Source organism: Streptomyces sp. NPDC001401 (assembly GCF_042895385.1).
Classification (GTDB): domain Bacteria; phylum Actinomycetota; class Actinomycetes; order Streptomycetales; family Streptomycetaceae; genus Streptomyces.
On sequence record NZ_JBIAWI010000020.1, the window covers coordinates 1 to 13,347 of the forward strand.

The 13,347-nt window shown below is 72.7% G+C and carries 13 protein-coding genes; 4 read left to right on the forward strand and 9 right to left on the reverse strand.

What is annotated here, in order from left to right; translation table 11 throughout:
* Positions 1-167: 167 nt before the first annotated feature.
* Positions 168-1,328, reverse strand: a complete 1,161-nt coding sequence (locus tag ACFY10_RS43815) for an MFS transporter (RefSeq protein WP_390670940.1) — start codon at positions 1,326-1,328, stop codon at positions 168-170.
* A gap of 320 nt (positions 1,329-1,648) precedes the next feature.
* Here ACFY10_RS43815 and ACFY10_RS43820 point away from each other — a divergent pair, with 320 nt between their 5' ends.
* On the forward strand, positions 1,649-2,071 hold the full coding sequence (locus ACFY10_RS43820; RefSeq protein WP_390670941.1) for a pyridoxamine 5'-phosphate oxidase family protein: 423 nt from the start codon (positions 1,649-1,651) through the stop codon (positions 2,069-2,071).
* A gap of 356 nt (positions 2,072-2,427) precedes the next feature.
* On the opposite strand, the gene ACFY10_RS43825 is transcribed toward ACFY10_RS43820, so the two are convergent.
* The 4 genes from ACFY10_RS43825 to ACFY10_RS43840 all read right to left on the reverse strand — a co-directional run bounded on the left by ACFY10_RS43825 (position 2,428) and on the right by ACFY10_RS43840 (position 5,496).
* A complete protein-coding gene (locus tag ACFY10_RS43825) occupies positions 2,428-2,868 on the reverse strand; it encodes a pyridoxamine 5'-phosphate oxidase family protein (protein WP_390670942.1) in 441 nt (146 codons plus the stop codon).
* A 116-nt stretch (positions 2,869-2,984) separates the two neighbouring features.
* Positions 2,985-3,659, reverse strand: a complete 675-nt coding sequence (locus ACFY10_RS43830; RefSeq protein WP_390670943.1) for a helix-turn-helix domain-containing protein — start codon at positions 3,657-3,659, stop codon at positions 2,985-2,987.
* 226 nt (positions 3,660-3,885) lie between these two features.
* Positions 3,886-4,512 (reverse strand): hypothetical protein, encoded by a 627-nt coding sequence (locus ACFY10_RS43835; protein ID WP_390670944.1) that lies wholly within the window; start codon positions 4,510-4,512, stop codon positions 3,886-3,888.
* Between the two features lie 153 nt (positions 4,513-4,665).
* Positions 4,666-5,496 carry a universal stress protein gene (locus tag ACFY10_RS43840; RefSeq protein WP_390670945.1) on the reverse strand — a complete coding sequence of 277 codons (831 nt, stop codon included), beginning with the start codon at positions 5,494-5,496 and terminating at the stop codon, positions 4,666-4,668.
* Between the two features lie 231 nt (positions 5,497-5,727).
* On the opposite strand from ACFY10_RS43840, the gene ACFY10_RS43845 reads away from it, so the two are divergent.
* Entirely contained in the window at positions 5,728-6,120 is a 393-nt protein-coding gene (locus ACFY10_RS43845) for an STAS domain-containing protein (protein WP_390670946.1), read from the forward strand.
* Between the two features lie 27 nt (positions 6,121-6,147).
* On the opposite strand, the gene ACFY10_RS43850 is transcribed toward ACFY10_RS43845, so the two are convergent.
* Entirely contained in the window at positions 6,148-7,149 is a 1,002-nt protein-coding gene (locus ACFY10_RS43850) for an Acg family FMN-binding oxidoreductase (protein WP_390670947.1), read from the reverse strand.
* A gap of 323 nt (positions 7,150-7,472) precedes the next feature.
* On the opposite strand from ACFY10_RS43850, the gene ACFY10_RS43855 reads away from it, so the two are divergent.
* Both ACFY10_RS43855 and ACFY10_RS43860 read left to right on the forward strand, forming a co-directional pair.
* Positions 7,473-8,042 carry a hypothetical protein gene (locus ACFY10_RS43855; protein WP_390670948.1) on the forward strand — a complete coding sequence of 190 codons (570 nt, stop codon included), beginning with the start codon at positions 7,473-7,475 and terminating at the stop codon, positions 8,040-8,042.
* 139 nt (positions 8,043-8,181) lie between these two features.
* Positions 8,182-9,078 (forward strand): pyridoxamine 5'-phosphate oxidase family protein, encoded by an 897-nt coding sequence (locus tag ACFY10_RS43860; RefSeq protein WP_390670949.1) that lies wholly within the window; start codon positions 8,182-8,184, stop codon positions 9,076-9,078.
* A gap of 92 nt (positions 9,079-9,170) precedes the next feature.
* On the opposite strand, the gene ACFY10_RS43865 is transcribed toward ACFY10_RS43860, so the two are convergent.
* Genes ACFY10_RS43865 through ACFY10_RS43875 form a run of 3 tightly spaced genes read right to left on the reverse strand, consistent with a single transcriptional unit; the run spans position 9,171 to position 13,239 of the window.
* Positions 9,171-9,827 (reverse strand): potassium channel family protein, encoded by a 657-nt coding sequence (locus tag ACFY10_RS43865; protein ID WP_390670950.1) that lies wholly within the window; start codon positions 9,825-9,827, stop codon positions 9,171-9,173.
* Positions 9,824-10,483, reverse strand: a complete 660-nt coding sequence (locus ACFY10_RS43870) for a potassium channel family protein (RefSeq protein WP_390670951.1) — start codon at positions 10,481-10,483, stop codon at positions 9,824-9,826. Before ACFY10_RS43870 ends, ACFY10_RS43865 begins: the two co-directional genes overlap by 4 nt.
* The gene (locus ACFY10_RS43875) at positions 10,480-13,239 is read right to left on the reverse strand and encodes a cation-translocating P-type ATPase (RefSeq protein WP_390670952.1); all 2,760 of its coding nucleotides are present in this window, start codon (positions 13,237-13,239) and stop codon (positions 10,480-10,482) included. The genes ACFY10_RS43870 and ACFY10_RS43875 overlap by 4 nt, the downstream gene beginning before the upstream one ends.
* Positions 13,240-13,347: the final 108 nt, after the last annotated feature.

Consider the following 13,347-nt stretch of genomic DNA (forward strand, 5'->3'; position numbering starts at 1 on the left):
CCCCGGGGGTATATCAGGGCCCCACCCCCCCCCCGCGGGCGGGGCGGGGGGGGGCCCACCCCCCCCCCCCCCCGGCCCCCCGGCCCCCCCCCCGGGGGGGGGCCCCCCCCCCCCCGGCCCCCCCCGCCGCGGTTCGTCGGCCGAAACGGCCGGCCTGGTCGTCCTGCTCAGCTCGCCTGCGTGGCCGGGACCCGGCGGGTGACGGCTCGGCGCACGCCGGTGCCGGTGAAGGCGAGGGCCGCGCACGCGACCACGGCCAGCAGGACCAGTCCCAGCGCGTACGAGCCGAGGGCGCCGTACAGCGAGCCCATCACCAGCGGCGGTACGAACCCGTCCAGGCCGCCCGCGGCACCGACGATGCCGGTGACGGAGCCGACCTTGCCGGCCGGGGCCAGCAGGGCCACCAGCGCGAACACCGCGCCGCTGCCCGCGCCCAGCGCGCCGGCCATGACCAGGCAGGCGAGCGTACCCAGAGGTGCGAGCGCCGGGGTGAAGGACTGCAGCACCGCACCGCCGACCACGGCCACCAGCGCCCCGCCCAGGATCCGCACGGGGCCGATCCGGTCGGACAGCCAGCCGCCCACCGGGCGCATCGCCACCGCGATCAGCACGAAGCCGGCCATCCGGTTCGCCGCGTCCGCCTGGGTCAGGCCGTATCCGGTCTTCAGACACGTCGGCAGGTAGACGGAGAAGGCCACGTAACCGCCGAAGGCCACCGCGTACAGTGCGGAGGCCTGCCAGGTGACGCCCAGGCGCAGGGTGTCCGCCAGACGGCGGGACAGCGGCTCGTCGGGCACTGTGCGCCCGGGGGCATCGCGCAGCACCAGTGCGGCCACCAGCGCATAGGCCGCGAGAACTGCCGCCGTGATCAGGAAGGGTGTCGACATGCTGTTCGCGTCGACCAGCTTCACCGTGGTCAGGACGCTGAGCGCCGCCCATGCCCATGCCGAAGACGCCGATGGCCAGACCGCGCCGCTCGGGCGGGAACCAGGCGCCCAGAAGGGCACTCCCACGGCGAACGCGGTGCCGCCGATACCGAGGAAGAACCCGCCGGCCAGCAGCGCGCCGAGCGAGGAGTGCCCGGCCAGGCCCAGGTGGAGCACCGGCACGATGGTGGCCGCCGAGACGATCGGGAACATCACCCGGCCGCCGAACCGGTCGGTCAGCGTGCCGACCGGGATGCGCCCCAACGAGCCGACCACGACCGGTACGGCCACCAGCAGCGACTGCTGAAAGGAGGTCAGCTCCAGGGTGTCCTTGAAGCGCGGGCCGAGCGGGCTGAGCAGCGCCCACGCCCAGAAGTTCACTGCGAATCCGACGGTGGCCACGGCGAGCATCAGCTACGCCCGGCCGGGTACGGAGGCCTCGGCGGCCGGCGCGCCTCTTGTCCTCTTCGACGGCTGGAACATGCCGTCTTCCCTTCTGCTCGCGGTGGTGCGGCCCCATCAGCGCTCGGGGCCACAGGCTCCTGGCGCGGACTGCGCACCGGTCGTCCGCAGTCACTGTCCGAGGCGCACGTCCTCGCCGCGGTGGGCCGACAGTCCTGGCCACCGGGCCGGCTGTCCCGAGTTGCTGCCCCGGGCGCAAGCACTGATAAGAGGGCCGACCGGCCCTAACCACGGCGCGCCCCCAGGGGGAGCATGGGCTGATGTTCCACAGCGACGGCTTTCGGGCACTCGACCGGCGGGAGTGCCTGTATCTGATGGCCAAGGTGCCGGTCGGCCGCATCGTGTACACCCGGCACGCGCTGCCCGCCGTCCTCCCGGTCAACTTTTCCCTGGACACGGACGGCTCGGTGCTGCTGCGCACCTCGGCGAGCTCGGATCTGGTCCGCGCCATCAATGGAGTCGTGGTCGCCTTCGAGGCGGACGAGTTCGACGCCGAGAACCGGTCCGGCTGGAGTGTCGTCGTCACCGGCCGAGCCGGCGTGGTGACCGACCCCGCCGAGCAGGAACGGCTGTCACGGACCGGCCTGCGGTCCTGGATGCCCCTTCGGGACGCCGTCTTCGTGCGGATCGAGTCGGAGATGGTCACCGGGCGCGAGATCGGAGACGAACGCGGCGCGGCCTGAGCGGACGCGCCGCACCCTCGCCGGGCGCAGGGACCATCCGGCCCTTTGGCAACACCGTGAAGTGGGCCGGACGGCTGTCCGGCCGGAACGGCTGGACCCAGATGCACCGCGGCGTACGCCGTGTCCGGTGCTGGAGTCGCCGATCAGGCAGAGCGGCTCACCCTTCTTGACAGTCGGCCTTGAGGCGGCGCTCGGAACGTCGGCGTGCCCAGGCCCCGCGGTGCTGCGCGAGTCCTTGTCCAACGTCGCTCCGCATGCCCACGCCACAGCCGCGGAGGGCGACGTCTGACACCCCGTCAGCCCATCGGCGCGTTCGAGGAATGGATGATGCCGCTGGACACTGGCCGGTGACGGTGTCAGGACGACAGATCCACCCCGTACAGACTGCGTCCGCCCGCGAGATCGCGGCCGGTGACCAGTTCGGGCTCGATGCGGACGAAGACCTCCTCGGGCGAGGGCGCCCAGGAGCGCGGTCCGGTCCGGATCAGGCGCTGGTGCTCGTCCGGGTCGGTCACCACCGTCGCCGAGCCGGTGACGACGACGCTCCAGCCGGAGTGGGCGACCGCGTCGACCTCGTCGACCTCGAAGGCGACCACCACGCCGTCGACCGCACGGACCAGTTCCGAGGCCGCCGAGGTGCGCAGCACCACGGCACCGTCGGCGTCCACACAGAAGTTGACGGGCAGCACCGCGGGCAGCGCGTGACGAGTGTGCACGATGCGGCCGACGGGCACCTTCGCCAGCAGACGCAGGCACTCCTGCCGTTCGAGTTCACGGAAACCGTCGTTCGGGTACATGGGCCAGCCCCGTCTCTCACCTGGGTACAGCTCTTGAGCGTTGTCTCCATCCTCCGCCGGGCGGGGGCCGGCGATGAGGGGCCATCGGTCCCGGCCGCGCCGGAGAACGTCCCGGGTCACACCGTGATGCGGCGTCCGGTGATGACGAGGGGATCGATGTGCACCCACTGGTCACGGCGTCCGCCGGCCCAGGGTGCGCCGCGGGCCTGATCGGCGAGCCGGCGTATCTCGTCGAGGTCCGTCACGGTCCGGGCGTGGCCCCGCACCAGCACGCTCCAGCCCCGGCTGAACGCGTCGTCGATGCGGTCGACCTCGAAGGCGACCTGGCAGCCGGACGCCTGCGCGGGGGTGGAGCCGGGCTCGGTTCGGAAGACGATCGCGCCGTCGACGACGCTGTAGTTGACGGGCACGACGACGGGCCCGGAGGCAGTGGGCACGGCGATCCGCCCCACGCCGTGCGTCGAGAGCAGGGCCCGGCACTCCGGGACGCTCAGCTCTCCGAAGCCGGGGCTGCGGGCGGGCTCCCCCAAGCCGTGCGGCAGATCGGCATTGCCGCCGGTGAGGTCCCGCACGGTGGTCCCCAGGACTTCGGCCAGCCTGAGGAGGACGCCTCCGCCGGGTGCGGCACCGGGGCGCTCCTCGAGGTACTGGAGGTAGCCCGGCGCCATGCCGGCCCGGGTGGCCGTCTCCCTCCGGCTCAGGCCGAGTTCCGTGCGTCGGGCGGCGAGACGGCGCCCGAGATCGCCGAGCGGAGGTCCCTCCACTGCCTGGGACGGTGCCTGTTCCCTCATGGCCCGTCACTTCCTCTCGTCGGGCCGGCCGCCGGTGCGGCGCCCGGATTGCACCTCAGATCCAGCTTGTCCGGCTTCGACCGGGTGCGCTTGGGCCGGTCGGCCCCCGGAGCACGGCCGGACGGGACCAGGGGGTCCGGAACTCCGCCGTGCTCGGGCACGGGACGAAAGCCGGGGCACCGCCGCAGCGCTGCGGCGGTGCCCCGGTCCGGGACGGTCAGGTACGTCAGAGCAGCCAGCGGTTGCGGCTGACGAAGGGCAGACGTGCCCAGATCCTGCCCAGTCCCCAGGTGGCGCCGGCGCTCGCGGCCGCGAGGGCGATGAGGACGACGGCGTAGATGAGGTGGTAGTCGGCGAACGGGTTGGTCGACATGCTCAGCGACCCGTCGGACAGGTGCTTGGCGGGCGGCCACTCGGCCAGCCACATCAGCGCCATCATCGCGGTTCCGGCCGCGGCCGCGAGCCGCAGACCGATGCCGGCGATCAGGGCGACACCGATACCGAGGAGGCCGAGCATGAACAGCCAGTCCGCCCAGCCGGCCCCGGCCCAGTCGTGGAAGGTGGACTCCATGGGCCCGGCAGCGACCGAGCTGAGGAAGCCCTTGGTCGGCGAACCGCCGTCGATCCAGCCCTTGCCGGACGCGGTGGCGTAGCCGAAGCCGAAGGTCTTGTCGAGGAAGGCCCACAGGAAGACGAACCCGGTCAGGACGCGGAGCCCGGCGAGGACATGTGCACTGGTCGCCGTCATGACGACAGTGGTGGTCTCGTCGGCGGGCCGCCGGGCCGCCCCTGCCTTGCGCACGGACGGCATGTGGAACCGCACGTGCCGGTGGGGCTGATCGTGAACTGCCATGATGTTCATCCCTTTCAAGGGGTGACTCGTGAGCTATTGACGGCTCGTTGCGCTTTTAATGTCCCGCTTCCTCAACCGGCCTCGCAGGGGCTGCGAGGCCTGCACAGCAGGGCCGAACGTCCCTCCCGTGCAGGCCTGTTCAGCTCCTTCGGGTCATCGGGTCGGCACGACGACCACGGGGCAGTGGGAACGGTGCAGCAAGGTGTGGGCGACCGGGCCCAGGTGCCGGCCGAGCCGACCGGGGCGGCGGTGGGCGCCGATGATCACGACGCCGGCCTCGCGGGTGGCCTCCAGCAGCGCATGCGCCGGCCGCGTACGAACTGTGCTCGTCTCGACGCCGACTTCGGAGTGTTTCTCCCGCAAGTCGGCCATGGTGAAGCGGGGTACTGCCGCCTCGCCGGCGTCACGCAGGGCAAGTTCCCGCTGTCCGGGGCTCGTTGCGGGCACCAGCGACGGCAACTCGGGCGCGACCTGCCGGTGGGACCAGGAGTGCACGACGCGCAGCCGGGCACTGCGCCGTTCCGCTTCCTGGAAGGCATAGGCCGCCGCGTCCGCGTCGGCGTCGCTCCCCAGCCCCAGCACCACCTCCCGGTCCTCGTCGCACCGATGATCGCCGCGTACGACCAGCAGCGGACTGCGGATGTGCGCGGCCAGGCGCAGACTCACCGAGCCGAACAGCACTCCGGTGACCCCACCCAGGCCACGGCTGCCCACGACCGTGACGGCCGCTCCGTCGCTCTCACGCACCAGCGCCGCCACGGCGCCGCCCTCGGCCGACACGGTCTCGACCGGCAGGTCGTGGTGGTGCGCGCGTATCCGTGAGGCGGCCGAAATGAGGATCGGCCCGGCCTCGTCCTGTTCGGGGGCGGCGTAGACGATGCGCAGGGCGACACCGCGGCGTACCGCTTCTTCGGCCGCCCAGTCCAGCGCACGTACGGCGATCAGCGAGCCGTCCCATCCGGCGACCACGTGCTGGGAAGTCATGTGCCCGTTCCCTTCGGTGCTTCCATGCCTGACATGTACGGACGAAGCGGCCCACGGGCGCCCGTCCTGCACCCCCGTACGAGGTATGGATCCCATCGTCCGGCGGGCGGGCGGCCACGGAGTGGGGTCATCGGTCCCGTCCCGGCCGGAGAACGGCCCTGGTCCCCATCTCCGGTCCTCCGGGGCCGACCGGCCCTACCGTCGGCTCTGACATGCCGCTTTTCTCTGTGCATGGCCAAGACCCACACCAGGCCCGCGCCTTGCCACACGGAACGAGTCGTCGGCGGCACGACCGTGGTCGAAGTGCGCGGCGAGATCGACATCCTCACGGCGCTGCCCCTTTCGGCGCGCCTGGACGCCCTGTCCGCCGATCCGTGCCCCGACCTGGTGCTGGACCTGCGCCCCATGTCGTTCATCGACTGCAGCGGCCTTCGCCTGCTGTGCCGGGCGAGGAACCGGACGCTGGCCCGGCACGGCCGGCTACGGCTGGTCACCGACAGCAGCCTGTTCCTGCGCATCCTGCGCTGTGTCCAGCTGGCCGGCGTCTTCGAGATCCACCCCGACCTGTCGGCCGCGCTCGCCGCGGTTCCCCGCGAGTGCGTCGCCTCCGCCACGGCGGGCTGACCGGAGCCGCCGGCCGAGGGGCGCGGGTCACCGGTTCGGCACGCCCGTGTCGAACACCGTGTGCGGGGCGCGCCGCGGAGTGGCGGCGCCCTCCGGGCCGTAGCCCAGGCGGATCAGCATCTGCGCGTGCCCGGTGAGATCGGGATCCGGGCTGAGAGTGCGCCGCAGGTCGCTCCATTCCAACGGCTGGTGCAGCAGGGACGCCCGCAGTCCGAGGGCCGTGGCGACCAGCAGGACGTGTTCGAGCGCCTCTCCGGCGCGCAGCCAGTCGGTGCGGCGGTCGTGCACGGTCCTCAGCAGGGCGACGACCGGGGCGGTCTCGAAGTCCTGGGCCGGCAGTCGATCGGGGTGCCGCTCAGCGGTGAAGTCCCGCATGGGGACGCGTTCGCGCGCGTCCTGTGGGCCGAGCGCCGTCCGTGGCAGCCCGGCGTCGGCCGGGTCGTCCGGGTCCCTGTGCACCCAGCGGCGGCTCTCCGTGCCTCGGTCGGCGTCGAGGCGGTTGCGGTGCTCGGCCTCCGCGGTCACGCGGAGCAGACGTGCCGTCTCGGCGGCCTCGGGGAAGGCGAGTGAGGCACCTTCCGCGTGAGCTGCCTCGGCGAGTTCGGCGCGTGCCTGCGGCGGCAGCGGCTTGCCGGTGAACGGGAAGCGACTGCTGTGCCTGCGCCAGATCGCGGGGTAGAGGTCGGCGCGGTGTTCCGTGGTGTGCCCGCGCACGGATCCCGTCGGACGGACGATGGCGAGCAGTCCGGGATCTTCGGGGCGCGGCAGCAGGCGCACGACGGGTGCCCAGCCGAAGTGGGACACCGCCACGCGGAGGTTGAAGACGGAGGCGCCCACCGAGAGGTGGAGGGCGCGGCCGGCGGGGTCGGCGTGGCGCAGGCTTCGCTCCGGAGCCGCGCGCACCTCGAAGGCGACGGTGTCGGGGTCCAGCCTGAAGCGCCACGGCTGGGTGTTGAAGAACGAGGGTGCGGCCACGGCCGCAGCGATGCAGGCTTCCAGGATCTCGGCGTCGAGAGGCGTGGATCGCATGGTGTCCTCCTCCCGCACGGATTGCTGAACAGATGCGGTTGTCCTTCGAGGGTGGGAGCCCGGCGGCGTTCGGGTGAGGGGCCGATGGTCCCTCATCGCCGGCCGGTCAGGCCACCGTCGACCGGCGAGGCAGGGACGGAGCAAAGGGCCGTCCGGTCGGACACAGGGGGCGTCCGCGGCTGCCTGCGGCCACAGGGCTGAACGGCCTGCCGGCGTCCGGGACTTGGCCCCGGTCGGCCCCACCACTCCCCCTGACCGGCCCATGCCGCCGAGAGCTCCCGGCTGCCACCGTCCGGAGAGCGACGACGAGGAGGTGCGTACCGATGCGCGCAGGCAGGCGAGGCAAGAAGTGGCTGTGGCGGTGGCGGGCCAACCCGCTGCGCCGCCGGGACGACGTTCTCGAGGCGTGTCTCGTGCTGGCCGTCTGGGCGCTCATCGCGGTGGGCGGCACGCTCGCCGGTGTGCTCACCGCCCGGGCCGCCGACGACGTCTTCGCCCAGCAGCGCGCCGAGCACACCCCCGTACGGGCGGTGCTCCTCACGGACGCACCACGGGCGGTGACGAAGGGCTACCGGGCCCTGGTGAAGGTCCGCTGGACCGTCGCGGACGGCTCCACCCGCACCGGCAAGACCCTGGTGGACGGCGGACGAAAGGCCGGATCCACGCTCGCGCTGTGGACGGACCCGCAGGGGAACCTCACCACCCAGCCGCCGAGCCGCACCGATGCGGCGGTCGAAGCGGGATTCCTGGGGGCCGGGTCAGCCCTCGCCGTGACCGGCATGGCGTTCGGCGCCGGCGGCGCCGCGCGCTGGTGGCTCGACCGGCGGCGCATCGACCAGTGGGGCACGGAGTGGGATCTGGTCGGTCCGCGGTGGGGGCACAAGACGGGCTGACCGCGCACCCCCGCCGAGGCCTCTCGGACCATGACCGGCCGGTCCTGCTCCCCGCGACGAGTGTTTCCCATCCCATGCGCCGACACGCCGCGCGTGGCACGTTGGGTACAGCACCCATTCCGAGGAAGCGGTGGCGATCATGCGAGCTCAACTCGGCGATCAACTCGTTGTCGAAAGCCCTGCCACCGGCGCAACCCGGCGCGACGGCGAGATCGTGGGACTGCACCACGAGGACGGCACCCCTCCGTACGACGTGCGCTGGTCGGACACGGACGAGGTGACGCTCGTGTTCCCCGGACCCGACGCGCACGTCCGTCACATCGAGCCCCGGACCGGGAGAACCGGTGAGCAGGCGGATGCCGCGTCCGGCAGGACGGCGCCGGGCCGAGCGCCCGACCCCGGTGACGTCGGCCGACGCATTGCCGCGGAGCGCAAGCGGCAGGGACTGGACCGGGCAGAAGCCGCCCGCCGCGCCAGGATGGCGCCGGAGTACCTGGCGTACTTGGAAGAACGGCCGGCCGAACCGAGCCTGGCGACTCTCATCAGGCTGGCCGACGCACTCGGCACCAGCGTCGCGGCCCTGCGCGGGAGCGGCACCGACATGCCCCCGGGCCAGGGCCATGCGCTCCTCCACCCGCAGCTTGAGGATCTCGGGCCCGACGAATGCCGTGCCCGGCTTTCCACCCACGGTGTGGGACGCGTCGCGGTGTCCACACCCGACGGCCCGGCCGTGATGCCGGTGAACTACGAGGTCGTCGACGACACCATCGTCTTCCGGACCGCGCCGGGCTCGGCCCCGGCGGCGGCCGTGGGGGCGGATGTCGCCTTCGAGGTCGACCACGTGGACGAGGCCATGAGCCGGGGCTGGAGTGTGCTCGCCGTCGGCCCCGCGCGGGTTGTCACGGACCCCGACGAGGTGCGAAGGCTGGCCGGTCGGGCGCACACCGAGCCATGGGCGGGGGGCGTGCGCGAGATGTGGGTGTCGATCCGGCCCAGGCGTCTGACCGGGCGCCGCATCAGTCCGGCCGATCAGTGAGCCGCTGCGGACTTTCGCACGCGGCCGCCCGGCTGCTGCCCGATCCCGCCGACCCGGCCCTCCTCGCGGCCACAGCACGGGAGCCGGGGCCGTCACTGGAAGGCGGCGTGGATCTGCTGTTCGGTGGCGGCGTGCGAGACGACGAGGAGTTCGTCGCCGGGCTGGAGGCGCATCTCGGGGGTGGGGACGGTGGGTTGGCCGTCGCGGATGACGGTGGCGATGACGGTGCCCGCGGGCAGGGTGACCTCGGCGAGGGTGCGTCCTGCGGCGCGGGACTGCGGTGTGATGGCCGTTTCGATGACGTCGACGCCGGCCTTGCTCAGGCGCAGCAGAGCGACGGTGTCCGTGGCGCCGGTGGCCTCCTCGATGAGGGAGATCAGCGGGGTGGCCGCGGGGACCGCGGTGTCGACCCCCCAGTTCCGGTCGAACAGCCAGGTGTTCTCCGCGTCGTTGACGCGCGCCGCGACCCGGGGCACCTCGAACTGCCGCTTGGCGAGCAGGCTGATGACGAGGTTGTCCTCGTCGTCGCCGGTGGCCGCGATGACGAGATCGGCGGTGAGCACACCCGCGTCCTCCAGGACGCCGGGTTCGCAGGCGTCCCCGGCCAGGAGACGTACGGGAAGGCGGCCTTCGAGCTCGGCGACGCGGTCGTCGTCGATGTCGACGAGGGTGACGTCGTTGCGGGCCGCGGCGAGGACCTGGGCGATCTGGGTGCCCAGGCGGCCCGCACCGGCGATGAGAGCTTTCATGACCCCAGTTCCTTGTCCAGAAAGCCGCGCAGGCGGCCGAGCGCGGTGGCCGCGACGGCGAAGGTGACCAGGTCCCCGGGCTCGGCGCGGGTGCTGTGGGCGGGCACGAGCGAACGGCCCGCGCGGGTGACCTCGACGACGCGGATCTCGCCGTCCACGTCGAACTCGGCCAGCCGCCGCCCGCTGACGTAGGACGGCAGTTCGGAGCGGACCAGCAGGGTCTCGCCGTTACCGAAGGTGAGTTCCGGGGTGAGGTGGCGGTGCAGGAGCATCTGGTGGATCTGGTGGACGGTCCAGCGGACGCTGGCGATGGTGGGGATGCCCAGCTCCCGGTAGATGTCGGCGCGGCGCGGGTCGTAGATGCGGGCGAGGACGATGGGGACGCGGTAGGTCTCCTTGGCCGTGCGTGCGCTGACGATGTTGCTGTTGTCGCCCGAGGTGGCGGCCACGAACGCGTCGGCGTGCTCGATCCCGGCGGCTTCGAGCACCGTACGGCTGTAGGCGTTGCCCTCGTGGAAGCCGCCGGGGAAGCCGGCCGGGAGCAGTCTGCGGGTCCTGGGCCGGCGGTCGATGAGCTGTACGTCGTGGCCTTCGGCGACGAGCTGGACGGCGAGTGCGGATCCCACCCGCCCGCAGCCCGCGATGATCACTCTCATTGCGCTCCTTCCCTCCGGTCTGCGGGCCGCTGGTGACGCAGCCACCACTTGCGGGTTTCCTCGGCGGCCAGCAGCAGTGCGCCGAATCCGGCGAGGACTGCCCAGTCGGCGGCGGCGAGCGGGGCGGTGTTGAAGACGGCCTGCAGGGGCGGCGCGTAGCTGATGGCCGCCATCATTGCGATGCCGAAGCAGCCGGCCGCCAGCAGCCAGGGGTTGGACAGCAGACCGATCCGGAACACGCTCTGCCGGTCGGTGCGCACGGCGAGCGCGTTGAAGAACTGGCTGACCACGATCCCGGCCTGGACCATGGTGATCGCCTCCCGGTAGACCGTGTCGTCCTTGGTGAAGTCGGCGTACGGGATGCCGGAGGCGTGGATGTGCCAGAAGAACACGGCGCACACGCCGAGGGACTGGATGCCGCCGAGGAACAGGATCCGGCCCATCACGGCGGTGGAGAAGAGCCGTTCGCGCTTCGAGCGCGGCGGGCGGTCCATGACGTCGGGTTCGGGTGGCTCGGCGCCCAGCGCCAGGGCGGGCAGGACGTCGGAGCCGAGGTCGATCGCGAGGATCTGTACGGCGGTGATCGGAACCAGCGGGAAGCCCGCGAAGGTGGCGGCGAGGATCGGCATGAGCTCGGCGATGTTGTGGCTGAAGAGGTAGATCAGGAACTTGCGGATGTTCTGGTAGACCGAGCGGCCCAGGCGCACCGCGGTGGTGATGGAGGCGAAGGAGTCGTCCAGCAGCACCATGACGGCGGCCTCCCGGGCGACGTCGGTGCCGGAGGCGCCCATGGCGACGCCGATGTCCGCGTGTTTGAGGGCGGGCGCGTCGTTGGCGCCGTCGCCGGTGACGGCGACGACCTCGCCGCGCCGCTGCAGGGCGGTGACCACCCGCATCTTGTGTTCGGGGCTGACCCGGCACAGCAGCAGCTCGCCCGAGGCGGCGAGCAGGGTGTCCAGGGCGTCGTCGTCGAGCGTGTCCAGCCGGGTGCCCGTGACGACGGTGGGATCGGGCTGCCGGACGATGCCCACCCGGCGGGCGACGGCTTCCGCGGTCAGCGGGTGGTCGCCGGTGACCATGACGATGCGGATGCCGGCGTGCCGGCAGGCGTCGACGGCGTCGCTGACCTCCGGTCGGGGCGGGTCGAGCATGCCGACCAGGCCCAGGAGGGTGAGGTCCGATTCGGCCTCGTCCTGGGTGGGACGGCCGTCGAGCAGGGTTCGCGAGGCCGCCGCGAGCACTCGCAGTCCCTGGGCGGCCAGTTCGTCGTTGGCGCCGATCACGGCCGCGCGCAGTTCCTCGGTCAGCGGCTGCCGCTCGCCCTTCCAGACGACGGCGGTGCAGCGGGCGAGCAGCTCCTGCGGTGCGCCCTTGACGTACGCCTGGTGGCCGCCGTGCGGGTCGCCGTGCACGGTGCTCATCAGCTTGCGCGTCGAGTCGAAGGGGAACTCCGTCACGCGTGGCGTGGATGCCTCTTCGGCTGCCGGGTCGAGACCGGCCTTGGCGGCGGCGACGAGTATGGCGCCCTCGGTGGTGTCGCCGAGGACACGCCAGCCGTCGTGGTCCGACGGCGGGACCATCCGGGCGTCGCAGCACAGCGCCGCCGTCCGGAGCAGTTCGCGCACCGCCTCTGGGTCGGTGACCGCGCCGACCGGCGCGTATCCCACTCCGGAGACGGGGTGCCGGACGCCTCCCGCCCACACCTGTACGACGGTCATCTCGGCCTGGGTGAGGGTGCCGGTCTTGTCCGTGCACACGACGGTGGTGGAGCCCAGTGCCTCCACCGCCAGCAGCTTCTTGACCAGCGCGTGCCGGCGGGCCATGCGCCGCACGCCGATCGCCAGCGACACCGACAGCGTCGCGGGCAGGCCCTCGGGCACCAGGGCGACCATCACGCCGAGCGCGAAGACGAATGTCTCGACGAGGGGCTCACCGGCGGGCAGCCGCACGGCGAACAGGAGCGCCCCGATCGCCAGCGCCGCGCCCGCCACCCGACGGGCCATCGAGGCGACCTGGCGCTGCAGCGGGGTCTTCTGGCGCGGCGCCGCAGACGCGAGCCGGAAGATGCGTCCGAACTCGGTCGCCGCGCCCGTCGCGAACACCACGGCCTTCGCGGTGCCCGCCACGACGTCGGTGCCCATGAACACGCAGTTGCGGGCTTCCAGCACCGGCCCGGCCGCCACCGGCTGGCGGGTGCGCCCGACGGCGTCGCTCTCCCCCGTCAGCGCCGCGTTGTTCACCGAGACCTCGTGCGCCTCCACGAGACGGCAGTCCGCCGACACCGCGTCCCCGGCCTCCAGGACCACCACGTCTCCCGGGACCAGGTCGCGCGCGGGCAGCTCCTGCCGCTCCCCGCCGCGCAGCACCCGGCAGGTGTGGGGCACCATCGCCTGCAGCGACTCGGCGGTCCGCTCGGCGGAGTACTCCTGGACGAAGCCGATGCCCGCGTTGAGCAGCACCACGCAGAGAATCGCCACGGCCAGCTGCAGGGTGCCCGTGTCCCGGGGCTCCTGGAGCCCGTACGCCAGGAAGGTGATCGCGGACGCGATGAGCAGCACCACCGCGAACAGGTCGGTGAACTGGCCGGCGAGATCCCACCACCAGCTCCTGCGCCGGGCCCGCGGCAGTTCGTTGGGGCCGTACCGCTCCCGCCGTACGGTCGCCTCCGCGGGCGCCAGACCGCGCGACGAGGTGTCCAGGGCGGCGAAGACGTCCCGGGGGGCCAGGGTCGGCACCGCGGGGCCGCTCGTCGTCACGGCGTGACCACGCGTACGACCGTGGGCTCGGACGTCGCGGCCGGGCGGGCCCGAAGGACCTCGAAGCGGTCGGCGTGGCGGGCGGCCATGTCCTCATCGTGGAGTCCG